14 protein-coding genes and 2 tRNA genes are annotated in these 17,851 nt (G+C 63.4%); 6 read left to right on the forward strand and 10 right to left on the reverse strand.

Translation table 11 applies throughout. From position 1 onward, the window contains the following. Window positions 1-110: 110 nt before the first annotated feature. The 4 genes from sucD to RAK1035_RS11490 are packed head-to-tail and all read right to left on the reverse strand — an operon-like array spanning window position 111 to window position 4,387. Window positions 111-992 carry a succinate--CoA ligase subunit alpha gene (gene sucD / locus RAK1035_RS11475; protein WP_198133574.1) on the reverse strand — a complete coding sequence of 294 codons (882 nt, stop codon included), beginning with the start codon at window positions 990-992 and terminating at the stop codon, window positions 111-113. Next, window positions 992-2,182: a malate--CoA ligase subunit beta gene (locus RAK1035_RS11480; protein WP_008280156.1), complete on the reverse strand. Its 1,191-nt coding sequence runs from the start codon at window positions 2,180-2,182 to the stop codon at window positions 992-994. Before RAK1035_RS11480 ends, sucD begins: the two co-directional genes overlap by 1 nt. A gap of 42 nt (window positions 2,183-2,224) precedes the next feature. Beyond that, complete coding sequence (locus RAK1035_RS11485) at window positions 2,225-3,166, reverse strand: HpcH/HpaI aldolase/citrate lyase family protein (RefSeq protein WP_008280157.1); 942 nt, start codon at window positions 3,164-3,166, stop codon at window positions 2,225-2,227. 12 nt (window positions 3,167-3,178) lie between these two features. Beyond that, window positions 3,179-4,387, reverse strand: coding sequence for a pyridoxal-phosphate-dependent aminotransferase family protein (locus RAK1035_RS11490; protein WP_008280158.1), 1,209 nt, complete (start codon window positions 4,385-4,387; stop codon window positions 3,179-3,181). Window positions 4,388-4,614: 227 nt separating this feature from the next. Here RAK1035_RS11490 and RAK1035_RS11495 point away from each other — a divergent pair, with 227 nt between their 5' ends. Beyond that, window positions 4,615-5,256, forward strand: a complete 642-nt coding sequence (locus tag RAK1035_RS11495; protein WP_008280159.1) for a helix-turn-helix transcriptional regulator — start codon at window positions 4,615-4,617, stop codon at window positions 5,254-5,256. A gap of 85 nt (window positions 5,257-5,341) precedes the next feature. On the opposite strand, the gene RAK1035_RS11500 is transcribed toward RAK1035_RS11495, so the two are convergent. Beyond that, window positions 5,342-6,820, reverse strand: a complete 1,479-nt coding sequence (locus RAK1035_RS11500; RefSeq protein ID WP_254683677.1) for an ABC transporter substrate-binding protein — start codon at window positions 6,818-6,820, stop codon at window positions 5,342-5,344. A gap of 204 nt (window positions 6,821-7,024) precedes the next feature. Between RAK1035_RS11500 and RAK1035_RS11505 the strand changes: the two genes are divergently transcribed. After that, window positions 7,025-7,101, forward strand: a tRNA-Asp gene (locus tag RAK1035_RS11505). 51 nt (window positions 7,102-7,152) lie between these two features. On the opposite strand, the gene RAK1035_RS11510 is transcribed toward RAK1035_RS11505, so the two are convergent. Then, on the reverse strand, window positions 7,153-8,487 hold the full coding sequence (locus RAK1035_RS11510; protein WP_008280161.1) for a leucine-rich repeat domain-containing protein: 1,335 nt from the start codon (window positions 8,485-8,487) through the stop codon (window positions 7,153-7,155). A gap of 109 nt (window positions 8,488-8,596) precedes the next feature. Between RAK1035_RS11510 and RAK1035_RS11515 the strand changes: the two genes are divergently transcribed. Continuing rightward, a tRNA-Asp gene (locus tag RAK1035_RS11515) sits at window positions 8,597-8,673 on the forward strand. A gap of 37 nt (window positions 8,674-8,710) precedes the next feature. Here RAK1035_RS11515 and RAK1035_RS11520 read toward each other — a convergent pair. From RAK1035_RS11520 to RAK1035_RS11530, 3 genes are read right to left on the reverse strand one after another with little or no spacing between them, the layout of a single operon-like run. Further along, window positions 8,711-9,769 (reverse strand): LLM class flavin-dependent oxidoreductase, encoded by a 1,059-nt coding sequence (locus RAK1035_RS11520; protein ID WP_008280162.1) that lies wholly within the window; start codon window positions 9,767-9,769, stop codon window positions 8,711-8,713. A gap of 15 nt (window positions 9,770-9,784) precedes the next feature. After that, complete coding sequence (locus tag RAK1035_RS11525; protein ID WP_037297189.1) at window positions 9,785-11,257, reverse strand: aldehyde dehydrogenase; 1,473 nt, start codon at window positions 11,255-11,257, stop codon at window positions 9,785-9,787. A 10-nt stretch (window positions 11,258-11,267) separates the two neighbouring features. Then, window positions 11,268-11,795, reverse strand: a complete 528-nt coding sequence (locus RAK1035_RS11530; protein ID WP_037297193.1) for a flavin reductase family protein — start codon at window positions 11,793-11,795, stop codon at window positions 11,268-11,270. A gap of 296 nt (window positions 11,796-12,091) precedes the next feature. Here RAK1035_RS11530 and RAK1035_RS11535 point away from each other — a divergent pair, with 296 nt between their 5' ends. The 3 genes from RAK1035_RS11535 (at window position 12,092) to recN (ending at window position 16,377) form a co-directional block, all read left to right on the forward strand. Further along, on the forward strand, window positions 12,092-13,690 hold the full coding sequence (locus tag RAK1035_RS11535; RefSeq protein ID WP_037297196.1) for a phosphoenolpyruvate carboxykinase: 1,599 nt from the start codon (window positions 12,092-12,094) through the stop codon (window positions 13,688-13,690). A 151-nt stretch (window positions 13,691-13,841) separates the two neighbouring features. Beyond that, window positions 13,842-14,690 carry an outer membrane protein assembly factor BamD gene (locus tag RAK1035_RS11540; RefSeq protein WP_037297199.1) on the forward strand — a complete coding sequence of 283 codons (849 nt, stop codon included), beginning with the start codon at window positions 13,842-13,844 and terminating at the stop codon, window positions 14,688-14,690. Window positions 14,691-14,727: 37 nt separating this feature from the next. Beyond that, a complete protein-coding gene (recN, locus tag RAK1035_RS11545) occupies window positions 14,728-16,377 on the forward strand; it encodes a DNA repair protein RecN (RefSeq protein ID WP_008280167.1) in 1,650 nt (549 codons plus the stop codon). Window positions 16,378-16,462: 85 nt separating this feature from the next. Here recN and RAK1035_RS11550 read toward each other — a convergent pair whose 3' ends face one another. Further along, on the reverse strand, window positions 16,463-17,839 hold the full coding sequence (locus RAK1035_RS11550; protein WP_008280168.1) for an FAD-binding oxidoreductase: 1,377 nt from the start codon (window positions 17,837-17,839) through the stop codon (window positions 16,463-16,465). Window positions 17,840-17,851 lie beyond the last annotated feature (12 nt).

Here is a 17,851-nt window from a genome sequence, read left to right on the forward strand (position 1 = left end):
GGTTTGGCGGGTGCAAGCCTGTAAGGTTTGTAATGTTCTACACCTGATTTTGTAAGGTCCGGGAAGGGTCGGGGCCGCCACAGGGAGAAGCGGCCCCAAGGTCGGGCGGATCAGGCGACCATCCGCGCGACCACCTCGCCAAAGGAGGAGGGGGTCGGGACGATTGTGACACCCGCCTCGGAGAGGATCTCGACCTTTTCTTGCGCCGATTCGCCGAAGGCCGACACGATCGCCCCGGCATGGCCCATGCGCCGACCTTTGGGGGCCGAGAGACCGGCGATATAGGCCGCCACCGGCTTGCTCATATGGTCGCGGATGTAAGCGGCGGCTTCGGCCTCTTGCGGGCCGCCGATTTCGCCGACCATGACCACGGCATCGGTGCCCTCGTCATTCTCGAACAACTCCAGAATGTCGCGGAAGGAGGAGCCGTTGATCGGATCGCCGCCGATGCCGACGGAGGTGGACACACCGATGCCACGCTCTTTCATCTGGCTGGCGGCCTCGTATCCCAAGGTGCCCGACCGCCCGATGATGCCCACCCGGCCCGGTTTGTAGATATGCGGCGGCATGAGGCCGGCAAAGGCCTGACCGGGGGTGATGATGCCCGCGCAGTTGGGGCCGATGAGGCGCATGCGCTTTTCTGCCTTGTAGCGGCGCATGTAGCGCTTGACCTTGATCATGTCGCTGGCGGGGATGCCATCGGCGATGCAGACGCAGGTGGTGATGCCTGCATCCGCCGCTTCCATGATGCTGTCGGCGGCAAAGGGGGGCGGGACGAAGCAGATCACGAGATCGGCACCGGTTTCTGCCACAGCACCTTTGACGGTGTTGAAAACGGGCAGGCCGTTATGTTTGGTGCCGCCCTTGCCCGGTGTCACGCCGCCCACGACGTTGGTGCCGTGGTTGATCATGTCCTGCGTATGAAAGCTGCCGATGCGGCCGGTGAGGCCGGTCACGAGCACGCGACTGTTCTTGTCGATGATAATGGCCATCATGCGGCTCCCTTGACGGTGTTTTTGGTGTCGGACCAGGCGCGGACCACCAGATCGGCGGCCTCGGCCAGTGTTTCGGCGGTCAGGATCGGCAGGCCGCTGTCGGCGATGAGGCGGCGGCCCTCTTCGACATTGGTGCCCGAGAGGCGCACGACGAGGGGCAGGGTGAGGTTCAATTCGCGCACTGCGCGGATCACGCCCTCGGCGATCCAGTCGCAGCGGTTGATGCCTGCGAAGATATTGACCAAGATCGCCTCGACGTTGCGGTCGTTGAGTACGGCGTTGAAGGACATCAGCACCCTATCGGGGCTGGCCCCGCCGCCCACGTCGAGAAAGTTGGCCGGTTCGCCGCCCGCCATCTTGATCATGTCGAGCGTCGCCATGGCGAGACCCGCGCCGTTGACGATACAGCCGATTTCGCCGGTCAGACCGATGTAGTTGAGGCCGCGGTCAGAGGCGAAGGTTTCGCGCGAGTCCTCTTGGCTTTTGTCGCGGAGTTCCGAGATTTCGGGGCGGCGGAAAAGGGCGTTGTCATCAAAGCTGACCTTGGCGTCGAGCGCCATGATCTCGCCCGAGGTGGTGACGACGAGCGGGTTGATTTCCACCATATTGGCGTCGGTTTCCTCCATCATGCGGTAACAGCCGATGATGGTCTTGACCGCCTGCGGGATGAGGGCGGCATCAAGGCCCAGGGAAAAGGCAATCTCGCGGGCCTGAAACGCCTGCATGCCCACGGCTGGATCGACCACGGAGCGGATGATGGATTCAGGTTCTTGCGCGGAAATCTCTTCGATCTCCATGCCGCCTTGGCCTGAGGCCACGACGACAACGCGCTCTTCTTTACGGTCCATCACGAAGGCCAGATAGATTTCCTGGGCGATGCTGGTGGCCTCTTCGATATAGAGGCGGCTGACGAGTTTCCCTTGGGGGCCGGTCTGATGGGTGACGAGCATGCGCCCGAGCATCCATTGTGCGGCCTCGGAAATCTCGGTCTCGTTTTTGCAGATGCGCACGCCGCCTGCCTTGCCGCGCGCGCCGGAGTGGATCTGGGCCTTGACCACCCAACGGTCGCCGGACAGTTCCGAGGCGCGGTAGACCGCCTGTTCGGGGCTATAGGCGATGCCGCCGCGCGGCACCTGCACGCCAAAGCGTTTCAAGAGTTCCTTGGCTTGGAATTCGTGGATATCCATTTGGTAGTCCTCCCTATCGTGGTTGGCCTTTTTGGTTGGCCCTCAGCCTTTGGCGGCGATGGCGTCGGCGACGCTGATGACGTTGTTGGCCATACGCTCGGATGCGGCGTCGATCATCTTGCCATCAAGGCTCGCGGCCCCTTTGCCTTGGGCCTCGGCCTTGCGCAGTTCTTCGATGATGCGGCGGGCGCGGGTGACTTCGGCCTCGGGGGGCGAGAAGACATCATTGGCGAGCGCGATCTGGCTGGGGTGGATGGCCCATTTCCCCTCGATGCCCAGGGTGGCGGCGCGTTTTGCGCTGAGCGTATAGCCGTCAGGGTCGGAGAAATCGCCAAACGGGCCGTCGATAGCGCGCAGGCCATACGCGCGGCAGGCGACGGTCATGCGGCTGAGGGCGAAATGCCACTGGTCACCGGGATAATCGGGGTTGAGGCCGCCGATGACCACGGTGCGGGCGCGGTTGGAGGCGGCATAATCGGCCACGCCAAAATGCAGCGCCTCGAGCCGTCCGGGGGCCGAGGCGATCGCCTCGACATTGGCCATGCCGAGGGCGGTTTCAATCAGCGCCTCAAGGCCGATCTGATGGGTAAAGCCCATCGCCGTCTCGATCTGGCTGACCATGGTTTCGACGGTGTAGAGATCGGCGGGCACGCCCACCTTGGGGACGAGGATGGTGTCGAGATGTTGGCCCGCCTGTTCCACAATCTCGACCACGTCGCGATACATGTAATGGGTATCAAGGCCGTTGATGCGGATCGAAATGGTCTTGCCCTTGGCTTTCCAGTCGATGTCGTTGAGGGCCTGAATGATATTGGCGCGGGCCTGCACCTTGTCCGGGGGGGCGACGGCATCCTCTAGGTCAAAGAAGATGTAGTCGACATCCGAGTCCGCCGCCTTGTCGATCATCGAGGGGCTGGAGCCGGGAACGGCGAGTTCCGAGCGTTGCAGGCGTTGCTTTTTCAGCGGGTGAAGCGTGTAGCTCATAAAGATGTCCGATCAGGCGGCGCGGGCGGGTGCGACGCGCACCTGCATTGTGGGGGTGGAGGCGCGGAAATGTTCCTGAGCGGCGGCGATGCCACAGCCCGGTTCGATCACAGCCCCGGCATCGCGCAGCGCCATTTCAGCCGCCGATATGGCACCGCAGAGCATCACCGGGTTGAGCGAACCCAAGTGACCGATGCGAAAGGCGCGACCGGCCAGTTTGGCAAGGCCAGAGCCAAGCGAGGTCTGATACTTGTGATAGGCGGTGGCGATCACGTCGCGGGCATCGACGCCCTCGGGGGCATAGATGGCCGACACGGTATCGGAATGCCATTCCGGACCATGCGCCACAAGGCGGCAACCCTGCCATTCGGCAATCGCGGCACGTACGCCCGAAGCGAGGCGGTGGTGACGGTCCCAGACGCTTTCCATTCCTGCCGCCAGCAGCATATCGAGCGAGCAGCGCAATCCGCGCAGGAGTTGGGTGGCGGGGGTGTAGGGGAAATAGCCGGTGTCGTTCAGCTTGATCATATCGGCAAAGCTGAAGTAGCAGCGGGGCATTTTTGCGTGCTCATGGGCGGCGAGCGCCTTGTCGCTGACGCCCAAGAGACCAAGACCGGCGGGCAGCATGAAGCCTTTTTGCGAGCCTGCGACGGCGAGGTCGACGCCCCAATCCTCCATCTCGAATTCAATCGAGCCGATCGAGCTGACGCCATCGACAAAGAGAAGTGCGGGGTGGTTGGCCGCATCCATCGCGGCGCGAATGGCGGCGATGTTGGAGGTGACGCCGGTGGCTGTCTCGTTATGGGTGGCAAAGACCGCCTTGATCTTGTGCTCTTTATCGGCGGTCAGTTTGGCGGCGTAATCCTCGACCGGCACGCCCTTGCCCCAATCCACCTCGCAGAGGTCCACGTCGAGGCCCAAACGCTCGGCCATATCAACCCAAAGCATTGAGAACTGGCCAAACCGTGACATGAGCACGCGGTCGCCGGTGTTGAGCGTGTTGGAAATCGCGGCCTCCCAAGCGCCGGTGCCGGAGGTCGGGTAGACAAACACGCGGCCATGGGTCAGGCGGAACACCTTTTTCAGGTCCGAGAGCAGCGGCAGGATAAAATCGCCGAAATCCGGCGCGCGCATATCCTCCATCGGGATATTCATCGCGCGGCGCACCTCCTCGGGTACATTGGTGGGTCCGGGAATGAAAAGATGCGAATGGCCGTTCATGATTGTCCTCCTCTTGGCTTGGCCCTTTATGCGGGGCGGTGGAGCATGCCGTAATGCCCGCGCGCATGGAAAAACGCGGCCATGCGGGGGGCTGATTGCCCCGGCGGGTAGGGGTGCCCTACCCGATGGGGGCGCGGCGGTATGCCGTTGCATTCTGAAAAATCGTTTGATTTCAGGACGTTCCTTGGTCTTGTATAGCGGGGCCGGAGGAGGAGACTGTGCGAGATATGATTGACGCGACCGTTCAGGACGCTGCATTGGAGCTGCCCGAGGTGATCGTGGCGGACCGGCAGGCAATTGTCTGTCAGGGCCTGGGATCATTGGTGGCGCAGATCGCGGCGGTGCGGCTTGGCCCCTTTGCCACCGATCTGGCCAGCCTGCGCAAGGCGCTGGGTGAGCGGCCGGGGCGGGTGGTGCTGGTGCTGGGGGTTCGGTTGGCGGATGCGGATCTGGGCCGGGTGTTGGACATGTTGCGGCGGGATCATCCGCGCGTGATGGTGGTGGTGGTTGCCGAGGAGGCCGAGTTTGCCTTTATCCGCACGGCGGTGAAGGCGGGGGCGCATTCGGTTTGTATGATGGGGCAGGTTCTGAGCAGTCTGCCGCGGGTGTTGGGCCATCTGGTTGAAGGCCACAGCATCCTGCCCGCCGAGATTCTCAAACGGTTGATGGGCGAGCAAGGCGATAGCCTGACCCGGCGCGAGCATGAGATATTGGGGCTGTTGGTGGATGGGTTGACCAATTTCCAGATTTCAGCGCGGCTGGGCCTGTCGGAGAATACGGTCAAATATTACCTCAAGGCGATTTACCAGAAACTGGACGTGAATTCGCGGGGCGGGGCCATCGCGAAATATGTGGCGGGGACGTATTGAGGGGGGCGGACGGGCGCTGCGCGGCGGCGCTACGCGCCTTGATTCCGCGCGGGTTGAGTGCTGCGGATGACCGAGAAAATCCCCCTCAATCCACCACCGTCACCAGATGCCAGCGCAGCGCATCGTTGGGCACCGGATCGAAATGGGTCACGCGGTTGGAGAGCACCACGAGTTGCGTGACGTGAAAGGGGATGATCGTGCCGGAATTCATCGCCAGATATTCCTGCGCCTCGATATAGAGCGCGCGGCGGCGTTTGAAATCAAGCTCGGCGCGGGCGGTTTCGAGCAGTTGGTCGAATTTGGAATTCTTATAGAAAGTCTCGTTCCATTTGGCGGTGGAGTGAAACGCCTCATTCAGCGCCTGATCGGCGGGGCGTTCGCCCCAAGAGGTGCTGAACGCGTCCTTTTTCATCCAGACATTTGACCAATAGCCATCGGCGGCGGCGTTGATCAGGTTGACGCGGATGCCCGCGCGCGCGGCCTGTTCCTGAAACGCGACACCGATCACCGGCCAGCTGGGATCAAGGGCAGAGACATGCACATCGACATCGACCCCATCGGGATAGCCTGCCTCGGTGAGCAATTGGCGCGCACGCTCGGGGTTGGCGGGGCACTCCATCTCGGCGCGGTATTGGTCATTGGGGGCCACGGGCGTGTCGCAGGAAATCACCCCGCCGCCATCCAGCGCCAGTTGCAGCATCTCGTCGCGGTCGACGGTCAGGTGCAGCGCCTCGCGCACGCGGGGGTCATCAAAGGGTGGCACATCGGTGCGAAAGGCCAGACCCATCCAGTTGCCGGTGGGGATCTCTAGGAGTTGGTAGCGCAGCGATTTATCAAGCGCGCGGCGCATCATGGGGGCGATGCCGCGCTCCATGTCGAGCTGTCCGCCGAGGAACGCCTGAAGCCGGGCTTGGGCATCGGGCACACCGATCACCTCGATTCGGGCGAGGGCGGGGGGGCCTTCCCAATAGTCCTCATTGGCGACCAGCGTGGTGATGCCGTCTGGGTCGAATTTCTCGACCTTGAATGGTCCGGTGCCAATTCCGGAATGGTGAATGGTATCGCCCGAGCCTTCTGGGATGATCCGCAGGCGGGGGTCCATCAATTGCAGCGGCAGATCGGCAAAGGGCGCGTCAAGGCGCAGTTCCACGCTGAGCGGCCCGGTGGTGGCAATGTGGGTGATCATCTTGACGGCGGCGCGGGCGGGGCTGCCGAAATCGGGGTCAATCACCCGCTTGATCGAATAGACCACATCGCCCGCATCCAGCGCGCTGCCATCGTGAAAGCGCACACCGTCGCGAATCTGAAAGCTCCAGACGGTGCCATCTGAATTGGGGGTCCAAGAGGTGGCGAGATCGGGTGCAGGCTTGCCGCCGGGACCGGGGCGCACAAGGCGGCTCTGGATTTTCTCGATGATCTGGAGCACGCGGCCCTGCGAGGCGGGATCAAGGCTCGAATGGGCGCCGAAGCCCACGTTATGCGCATGGCGGAACGTGCCGGTGGGGGCGGCGCCTGCCGGCGCGGCAAGCAGCAGGCACAGGATCGACAATAGGATGGGCCGCATCGACATCTCCCCGGGCTATTGGGGCAGAGTGTGCCAAGGCGGCGCGGGGAAATCAAACTATTCGGGATGCTGCGGAGATCACGATTTGGGCGCGGGGGGATGGGCATAGGAAAGTTGAAATTTCCGCCAGCCAGCGCTTGACGGGCGCGCAGCCCCGTCATAGAAGCGCCACACGTCGGGGGTTCGCCCCTGATCGTGCTGCGGGCGGTTGTAGCTCAGTTGGTTAGAGTACCGGCCTGTCACGCCGGGGGTCGCGGGTTCGAGCCCCGTCAACCGCGCCACCGCAGCCCTCAAAGGCCCCCGCCCCGGCGGGGGTTTTTGCGTTTGGGGGGTTATCCTTTGGGGAGCCTGCCCATCACAGTCAGAAATGCCTGAACAAGCGGGTGGTCAAGCCCCAGAAAATAGACCGCTGCGGTCGGGACACCTACACCCATAACGCCGATGGTGCCTGCGCCAGCCGCAATACCAAGGCTTTTACGATAAGACTGCCAAAACCCGTCTTTCATGGCCAAAGCTTCTGCGGCGGCGCGGGCCTGTTGCTCATCCTTGAGAGCTTGAGTCAGACGTTTGATAATCGCTTCGAGATGATGGATGCGCAGGCGCAGATCACGCTCGCGACCAGCGTCGATAGCGTCGTCCTGAGCTAAGGCGCTCAATACCTCGGCAATTTCGGCCATCATTTGCAGAGGTGGCGCAAGCTCGTTGCCGTTGGTGGCGGGCACGTGGCGCAGAGCATCAGTGATCTGTTCGGAAAGTTGTGCAGCCGTAACGCGCGTTACAAGCGCATGGCGCAGCAGGTTGCGGATTTGAACTTCTGAGGTGCGCACCTTTGGTAGTAAAACATTGTCCGCCCCTCCGCCGATCGGCTGTGGCGGGCTGCCGTCGGGGGTGGCGCGGGGGGTGTAAGGCTCGGGCCAAGGCGGCAGGCTGCGCAGATAGGCGCGGGTCTTAAAGGCGCGCACTTCTGGGTTCTCTATTTCCGATAGTAGGGCGAGATCTGCATCGCATGCAGTGGCTGGAGTGTTCCGATAAGCGACGCCCATGAGGCGATTTTTTCGCGTGTTCTTTTGGTCACCGAGCGGACGCAAATCACTGACTTTGGTTGAGTTCAACGACAGGATTTGCAGGCTAGTTAAAGTTTCTAGTGGGTTGATGTCTTCGACGGTGGTTTCGTTGAGCCAAAGCATTTGTAGGTTAGTCAGCGACTTTAGTGGATGAACATCTTTGATACCTGTTTTGCCGAGGTCTAGCCGTTTTAGTTCGATGAGCCTGCTGATCGGGGCGAGGTTGGTGACGCCAGTTTCGGAGAGGGAGAGGAATTGCAGCCCGGTGAGGGGGCTGAGCGGGGCGAGGTCAGTGACGCCGGTTTTGGTAAGATAGAGATTTTGCAGCCTGATGAGGGGGCTGAGCGGGCTGATGTCGGTGACGCCGGTTTGGTTGAGGGAGAGGTATTGCAGCCCTGTGAGAGGGCTGAGCGGGGAGAGGTCGGTGATGCAGGTGTTGTCGAAACCAACGTGGGTCAGGACCGTAAAATCGGCAATCTCAGTCGGGATGTGCCGGAGCGCAAAGCACTCTGGCACATCGAACCAAATCTGAGTCTTGCCCGCCTTCCGCGCCTCCTCAATCTTCGCCTGTGCCGCCTCATAGGCCTTATCCGCGTCACTCATACCCTGCCCCTTACACCCCGTCAGAGGATGCCGTGTGGGTGGGGGGCGTGCAAGGGGCTGATTTTGGGATTGACGGGCGCGCGGGGGGCGCTTATGCAGCCTCCCACGCGCGGTTGTAGCTCAGTTGGTTAGAGTACCGGCCTGTCACGCCGGGGGTCGCGGGTTCGAGCCCCGTCAACCGCGCCACTTTCCCCTTTATGCCTGACAGACCAGCCTTGGCGGATCACTCTGCCGCGGCGATGCTTTGCTCGGCGAATTGCGGCATCACCTTGTCGATGAAGAGTTGCAGCGAGCGTTTTTGGCGTTCCATATCAAGGCCCATGGATGCGTAGTAGATGAAGGCATCGACGCCGAGCGCCTCGTATTGGCGGACTTTATCGGCCACGGTCTCGGGGCTGCCGAAGGCCAGATTTTCCTCGAGCATGGCGGGATCGGTGCGGGCGTTGCCCTCGAGTTCCGCGAGGGGGACGGGATCAGGGAAGCCATTGACCACTTCGCCGCGTTTCATCATCAGGTTGCCGAATTGGCCCAGCACGCGGCGCAGCGCGGCCAAGGCGGCCTGCCGGTCGTCTTCGGTTTCATAGACCGCCGTGTGGCGCATGAGCGCCCAGCGTCCGTCATAGCGCCCGCCGTTTTTGGCAATCGCGGCGTCGAGCCGGGCGCGATAGTTCTCGGCCTCGGAAAACGGCATGGTGAGCGGCCAGCTCATGATGTCGCAGCCATGTTCCACGGCATAGTCAAAGGTGATGGGGGCGCGGGCGGCGACCCAGATCGGAACCTCGGATTGCACCGGCTTGGGGCAGGAGGTGGCGGTGGGGAATTGCCAGTATTCGCCGTCATGGGCGTAATCGCCCGCCCAGAGGTTTTGCACCACGGGCAGCGATTCCTGCATGTAGCGCCAGCTGTCGGGCTGCGCGAGCCCCGGCATCATGCGGTCGAATTCGCGCTGATAGGCACCCGAGCCGATGCCGAATTCGAGCCGCCCGTCGCTGAGAAGATCCAGCATCGCGGCCTCGCCAGCCAGCCGGATGGGGTGCCAATAGGCGGCGTTGACCACGCCCACGCCCAAGCGGATGCGGCTGGTATGTTCGCCCCACCATGTCAGGATCTGAAACGGGTTCGGCGCGATGGTCATTTCCAGCGCGTGATGTTCGGCGGCCCAAGCGATTTCAAAGCCGCCTGCCTCGGCCATTTGGACCATTTCGAGCGTGTGGTCGCGCAGGGCCTTCATGTCGGCGCTGGGATCGAGCCGTTCGAGATTGATTGCGAGGTGGAATTTCATGCCGGTCTCCTGTGATCAGCGCATTTGAAAGGGATTGGCCATGGGATCGTCGGACATATTCATCCAGACGGTTTTGGGCCGTGTGTAATCGTAAAGCGCCTGAAAGCCGCTTTCGCGGCCATAGCCGCTGGATTTGGTGCCGCCGAATTCGGCGATGGGGCTGATGGCGCGGTAGGTGTTGACCCAGACGATACCGGCGCGCACGGCGCGCGACATTCGCAGGGCGCGGGCGCTGTCGCGGGTAAAGATGCCTGCGGCAAGGCCATGCTCGGAGCCGTTGGCGAGGGTCAGCGCCTCGGCCTCGGTTTTGAAGCGCAGGACCGAGAGGACTGGGCCGAAAAGCTCGGTATCGACGATGCGCAGGTCGGGGGAGGGGCAATCGAGGATGGTGGGTTCAAAGAACATCTCGCCCGCCGCAGACCGTTTGCCGCCGCAGATCAGGCGCGCGCCTTGGGTCTGGGCATGGGCCACCTCGCGCTCGATATGATCCAGTTGCGCGCGGGTGCAGAGGGGGCCCATTTGCGTGGCCTCGTCCATCGGATCGCCGATGCGGATGCGGCTGGCGATGGCGCTGAGGCGAGTGAGGAAATCGTCGGCGATATCGGCGTGCACAATCAGACGCGAGCCTGCGACGCAGCTTTGACCCGAAGCGCCAAAAATGCCCGCGACAGCGCCGTTCACGGCACTTTCGATATCGGCATCGTCAAGGACGACAAAGGGGGATTTGCCGCCCAACTCAAGGCTGACTTGTGCGAAATTCTGGGTGGAGTTCGTGAGCACATGGCGCGCCGCGTTCGGGCCGCCGGTAAAGCTGATCCTTGCCACAAGCGGATGCGAGGTGAGCACGCGACCGCAGGGATCGCCGTGGCCGGTGACGATATTGACGACGCCATCGGGGATGCCCGCCTGCGCAATGAGCCGCCCGAATTCGAGAATCACGGCGGGGGCGTGTTCCGAGGTTTTGAGCACGAGCGTGTTGCCTGCGGCCAAGGCCGGGCCGAGTTTGACTGCCGTGAGGAACAGCTGGGAGTTCCACGGTACGATGGCGGCCACCACGCCCAAAGGTTCGCGGTGGGTGAAGACGAACATATCCGGCTTGTCGATGGGGAGGGTTTCGCCGGTGATCTTATCGGCGGCCCCGGCGTAGAACTGCAGGAATTCGGCGATATATTTGGCCTGCCAGCGGGTTTCCTTGAACATCTTGCCGGAATCGCGGGTCTCGATCTCGCCCAAGGATTCGCTCTGTTCGGCCAGAAGATCGCCCAAGCGGCGCAGGCATTGGCCGCGTTGGGTGGGGGTCATGCGCGACCATGGGCCCTCATAGCAGGCGCGATGCGCGGCCTCGACGGCGCGGATCACGTCGGCCTCGGTCGCCTCGGGGGCGGTGGCCCAGATTTCACCGGTGGCGGGGTTGAAGCTCTCGAACCGTCCACCGTCCGAGGCATCGACCCATGCGCCGTCGATCAGCATTTGGTACTCAGTGGTCATTCTTTGCCTCTTATTCTGCGGCACAGCGGGCGGCATCCTTGGGCACGACCCGGTGATAGCCACCGTCGCGCCATGCCAGTGGCGCGGTGCCTGCGTCAAACACGCTGGTGACATAGCCTATCACGATGAGATGGCTGCCCGATGGCACGCTCTGCGCCATATCGCAGGCAAAGCCTGTGGCCCCTTCGATCAGGGGGGCGGTGCCCGGCGTGCCGTAGCAGTCGATGCCGGAAAAGCGGTCGGTGATCCAGCCGTCGTGCCGTCCGGCGAAGCGGTCGGCGATGTCAGTGCTGCCTTCGGGCAGGATATTGACGCAAAAGCGGCCATTGGCGGCCACTGCCTGTGCGATGCGGCTTTGGCCATGCAGGCAGACAAGGACCGAGGGTGGATCGGCGGAAACCGAGGCAAAGGCGCTGACCGTGGCCCCGAACCGGCCCATCGGCCCATCGGTTGTCACCACCGTGACAGAGGCTGCGACCTGACGCATGGCGCTGACAAAGCTGGCTCTGTCCACGGGGGCGGGGCTGGGGTGTTGCATGGGCTGTCCTTGGGTCTGGCGGGTGGTTTTGAAGGGCAGGTACAGGCTGACATGAAAGGTGAATTTTTGAAAACGAATTGTTTTGCTGTATATGTTCGAGTAATCCGAATTGATGCTCTGTGCAGGGCGTTTGCACCTGCAGCATTGCGGATTCCTGCCAAGTGATTGCGCTAACTTGGAAAAACGGGCTTGTTTGCGGGTTGCGAATCCGTATGAGGCTGGACTAGCTGACAGGAATGCGCCGCCGCAGCGGTGTCGGACAGGGTAGGGCGCCCACGCCCAAAAGGGAGAAAGACATGACGGCAGGACGGGTCAATCCGCGCTTTCGGTTGGAAGATCAGGGAATTTTGGGGCTGGGCAAGGTTCATTACAACCTGATGGAGCCCGCCTTGGTTGCGGCTTCGGTGCAGCGCGGCGAAGGGGAATTGGGGCAGGGCGGCACGCTCTTGGTCAGCACGGGTGAATTCACCGGCCGGTCGCCCAAGGATAAGTTCACGGTGCGCACACCGACCACGGAAAACACGATCTGGTGGGATAACAATCTGGCGATGTCGCCAGAGCATTTTGATCAGTTGCACAAGGACATGCTGGCCTATCTGGCGGGGCGCGAAGTGTTTGTGCAGGATCTGGTGGCGGGTGCGGACTCTGAGCACAGCATCAATGTGCGGCTGGTCAATGAGCTGGCATGGCACAACCTTTTCATCCGCCACATGCTGCGCCGTCCCGAGCGTGAGGCGCTGGATCATTTCGTGGCCGATTACACGGTCATCAACTGCCCCGGTTTCAAGGCGGACGCCGCGCGGCACGGATGCCGGTCGGAGACGGTGATCGCGGTCAATATCGACGCCAAGCTGATCCTCATCGGCAATACCGAATATGCCGGGGAGAACAAGAAATCCATCTTTGGCCTGATGAATTACCTTCTGCCCGAAAAAGGCGTGATGCCGATGCATTGCTCGGCCAACCATGCCAAGGATGATCCCGAGGATGCGGCGGTGTTCTTTGGTCTGTCGGGCACCGGCAAGACCACGCTGTCGGCAGATCCCAACCGGACCCTGCTGGGCGATGACGAGCATGGCTGGTCGGACACAGGCACGTTCAATTTCGAGGGTGGCTGCTATGCCAAGACGATCCATCTGAGTGCGGAAGCCGAGCCGGAAATCTATGCCACCTGCTCGATGTTCGGCACGGTGATCGAGAACATGGTCTATGACGCAGAGACGCGCGAACTGGACTATGAGGATTCGAGCCTTACAGAGAATATGCGCTGCGCCTATCCGCTGAACTATATCCCCAATGCGTCGGCCACCGGGCTGGCGGGGCATCCGCGCAATGTGGTGATGCTGACCTGTGATGCGTTCGGCGTGCTGCCCCCGATTGCGCGTCTGACGCCGGCGCAGGCGATGTATCACTTCCTGTCCGGGTTCACCGCCAAGATGGCCGGGACCGAGCGGGGCCTGACCGAGCCGCAGCCGGTGTTTTCCACCTGTTTCGGCGCGCCCTTCATGCCGCGTCGCCCAGAGGTTTACGGCAATCTGCTGCGCGCCAAGATCGAGAGCCAAGGCGCGTCGTGCTGGCTGGTCAATTCGGGTTGGACGGGCGGGGCCTATGGCACCGGATCGCGGATGCCGATCAAGGCGACCCGTGCGCTTTTGACCGCAGCCCTTGATGGGTCGCTCAACGGGGTCGAGTTCCGCAAGGATGCGAATTTCGGCTTTGACGTGCCTGTGGCCGTTCCCGGCGTGGCGGATGTGCTGCTTGATCCGCGCCGCACATGGCATGATCCGGCGGCCTATGACGCGCAAGCGGCCAAGCTGGTGCGCATGTTTGCGGATAATTTCGCGCAATATCTGCCGCATGTCGATGAAGACCTGCGCGCGGTGGCGCTGGGCTAGGGGGCCTTGGCCGCCCTTTGAACCCGCGCGTGCGGTGTGCGATGGGCGGTCAAAACATGCCAAAGGCGTTTTGCACCGCAAATTAATGTGCTAGGACCGGGGCGACGCGGGCGTTACGACCCGCGCATCGCAACTGAGAGTGAGATCGCGCATGAAAATCGGCACGTCCCGAGCCAGGCTATTGGGTGCCCTTGCTGTGGCCATGGTCATAGCGGGCTGTGGTGAGAGAGAAAGCGTCGAGCGCGGCAACGTCAATTATGAGAATTACACCGCGCAGCAAATTTTCGAGCGGGGTGAGTACGATCTGGCGCAGCGCGATCCCGATTTGGCAGCCAAAAGCTTTGCCGAGGTCGAGCGGCTTTATCCTTATTCGGATCTTGCGAAGCGGGCGGTGATCATGCAGGCCTTTGCCCATCATCAGGACAAGGCCTATGAGGAAAGCCGCGCCGCGGCCCAACGCTTTATCGACTTTTACCCGACCGATGAGGACGCGGCCTATGCGCAGTATCTTCTGGCGCTGAGCTATTATGATCAGATCGACGAGGTCGGACGCGATCAGGGGCTGACCTTTCAGGCGTTGCAATCGCTGCGCGAAGTGATCGAGCGCTACCCCGACAGCGAATATGCCAATTCCGCGATCCTGAAATTCGATCTGGCCTTTGACCATCTGGCCTCGAAGGAAATGGAGATCGGGCGCTATTACCTCAAGCGCGATAATTTCGCCGCTGCTGCCAACCGGTTCCGGGTTGTGGTCGAGGATTTCCAGACCACGACGCATACCGCCGAGGCGCTGCACCGGCTGGTGGAATCCTATCTGTCGCTGGGGCTGGTGAACGAGGCCCGCACGGCGGGGGCCATTCTGGGCCACAATTTCCAGGGCACCGATTGGTATGAGGACAGCTACAAGCTCTTGACCGGGCGGGGCTATACGCTGGAGGCGGCCGGAGATGGCTGGTTGCAGCAGATCTATCGGCAGACCGTTCAGGGTCGCTGGATCTAGAGGGGGCGGGGATGCCCCTGCCTGACGGGATGGCCTGATGCTGCGCGCGCTTGAGATTCGCGACATGCTGATCATTGACCGGCTGGACCTTGTGTTTCAGCCGGGCCTTAACGTGCTGACCGGCGAGACGGGGGCGGGCAAATCAATCCTTTTGGACAGTCTGGGCTTTGTGCTGGGCTGGCGCGGGCGGGCGGAATTGGTGCGCCGGGGGGCGGATCAGGGCGAGGTTGTGGCCGAATTTGAACTGCGCCCCGATCATCCGGCGCGCGCGGTGCTGCGCGAGGCGGGATTGCCCGACGAAGACGTGCTGATCCTGCGCCGGGTCAACAGCGCGGATGGGCGCAAGACGGCCTGGGTCAATGATCGGCGGGTCTCGGGCGAGGTGCTGCGGCAGCTGTCGGATGTGTTGGTAGAGTTGCACGGACAACAGGATGATCGCGGCCTGCTCGACCCCAAGGCGCATCGCGATTTGCTGGATGCTTATGGTGATCTGGGCGCGCGGCGCGAGGGCGTGCGGGCGGCGTGGCGCGATCTGGGCGCGCGGCGCAAGGCGCGCGCGGCGGCAGAGGCGGCGCAGGCGGCGTTGCGGGCCGAGGAAGAATTCCTGCGCCATGCGGTGGCGGAACTGGATGCGCTTGACCCACAGCCGGGCGAAGAGGTGGAGTTGGACGCGCGCCGTCGCATGATGCAGGGCGCGGAGCGCATTCGCGAAGACATTGCCAAGGCCGCCGAGGCGCTGGGCCTTAACGGGGCCGAAGGGGCGGCGGGCGACGCTCTGCGCTGGCTTGAGGGGGCGGCAGAGCGGGCCGAGGGGCAGCTGGACGAGGCGATTGCCGCCATCGGCCGGGCGCTGGTGGAGCTGGACGAGGCCGGGCGCGGCGTGCTGCGCTGCCTTGAGGCGCTGGATTTCAACCCGGTGGAGTTGGAGGCGGTGGAAGAGCGGCTGTTTGCGATCCGGGGGCTGGCGCGCAAACATGGGGTTCTGGCGGATGATCTGGCAGGCTTTGCCGAGGGGCTGCGTGGGCAATTGGCGGCGCTCGACCGGGGCGATGCGGATATGCGCGCGCTGGTCGCGGCGGTGGCCGAGGCCGAGCGCGTCTATGGCGCAGAGGCCGAAGCGCTGAGCCTAGCGCGGGCCGAGGCCGCCGCGCGGCTTGACCGGGCGGTGATGGCGGAACTGGCCCCGCTCAAGATGGAGCGGGCGGTGTTCACCACCGAGATTGGCCGGGCGGAGCCAGGAGCATCCGGGCAGGACGAGGTGGTGTTCCGGGTGGCCACCAACCCCGGTGCGCCCTCTGGTCCGCTGGCCAAGATCGCCTCGGGCGGGGAGCTGAGCCGGTTTCTGCTGGCGCTCAAGGTCTGCCTGACGGGCACGGATAGCGGTGTCACGATGATCTTTGACGAGATCGACCGGGGTGTGGGCGGGGCCACGGCGGATGCCGTGGGCCGCAGGCTGGCGCAATTGGCGGCGGGTGGTCAGGTGCTGGTCGTCACGCACTCGCCGCAGGTGGCCGCGCGCGGCGCGCATCACTGGCGGGTGGAAAAGCGGGTCGAGGGGGAGGAGACGCTCTCGACTGTGCGGGCGATGCGCGGGGGCGACCGCGTGGACGAGATCGCGCGGATGCTGTCGGGCGAGCGGATCACGCCCGAGGCCCGCGCCGCCGCCGAGGCGCTGATGGAGGGGTGAGGTTTGGGGGCGCTGCCCCCGCCGCCCGTGCCGGGCGTCCCCCCCGAGGTATTTTTTGGCCAGATGAAAGTGGGGGCGGGGTGCCTCAATTCCTCGGTGGGACCAGTTTGCCGGGGTTGAGGATGTTGAGCGGGTCGAGGGCGTGTTTGAGTGCGCCCATCAGCGCCCAGCCGCCCCCGTGTTCGCGCTGCATATAGTCTAGTTTTCCCACGCCGATGCCGTGTTCTCCGGTGGCGGTGCCGCCAAGGGCCAGGGCGCGCGTGACCATGCGGTCGGAGGCGGCTTTGGCGGCGGTGAGTTCGTCGGGGTTGTCGGGGTCAATGAGCAGGACCGCGTGGAAATTGCCGTCGCCGACATGGCCCAGAATGGGGCCCATCACACCCGCCTGGTCGAGATCGGCGCGGGTCTCCTCGATCGCTTCGGCCAGTTTCGAGATCGGCACGCAGATGTCGGTGACGATGGCGCGCGCGCCGGGGCGCTGGCCAAGGATCGCGTAATAGGCATTGTGGCGCATGGCCCAGAGGGCGGTGCGGGCCTCGGTCTGGGTGGCCCAGTCGAAATCCGAGCCATTGTGCTCGCGCGCCAAGGCGCCAAAGCTCTCGGCCTGTTCGGCGGTGCTGGCGGGCGTGCCGTGGAATTCGAGCAGGAGGTGGGGTTTCTCGGGCAGGGTCATCTTGGCATGGGCGTTGACCGCGCGCACGCTTTCGGTGTCCATCAGTTCGATCCGGGCGATGGGGATGCCGCATTGGATGGTGTCGATCACGGTGGCGACGGCATCGGCGACGCTGTCAAAGGCGCAGACCGCGGCCGATATCGCCTCGGGCTGGCCTGAGAGGCGCAGGGTGAGTTCGGTGATGAGACCGAGCGTGCCCTCGGCCCCGACGAACAGCCCGGTGAGGTCATAGCCTGAGGAGGATTTGCGCGCGCCGGTGCCGGTGCGGATCACCTCGCCCTTGGCGGTCACGACCTCGAGCGCCAGAACATTGTCGCGCATGGTGCCGTAGCGCACGGCGGTGGTGCCGCTGGCGCGGGTCGAGGCCATGCCGCCCAAAGAGGCATTGGCACCGGGATCGACGGGAAAGAAGAGGCCGGTCGCGCGCAGGGCGTCATTGAGCGCTTGGCGTGTCAGGCCCGGCTGCACCCGCGCGGTCATATCCGCTGTGGCCACGTCGAGCACGGCGTTCATCCGGCTGAAATCCACCACGATGCCGCCGCGAAAGGCCTGCGCCTGCCCTTCCAGAGAGGTGCCGGTGCCCCAAGCCACCACCGGCACGCGGTGGCGGGCGCAAAGGGTGACGATCTCGGCCACCTCTGCCGTCGTCTCGGGATAGGCCACGGCATCGGGGGGGCTGGGTGGAAAATGCGATTCGCTTTGGCCATGCAGGGCGAGATCGGACTTGGACAGGGTGATCCGTTGGCCTAGAGAGGATTGGAGGTCTGCGATGGCGCGGGCAATGTCCATGGATGTGCTTTC

This window comes from Roseovarius sp. AK1035, from assembly GCF_003288315.1.
GTDB classification, from domain to species: domain Bacteria; phylum Pseudomonadota; class Alphaproteobacteria; order Rhodobacterales; family Rhodobacteraceae; genus Roseovarius; species Roseovarius mucosus_A.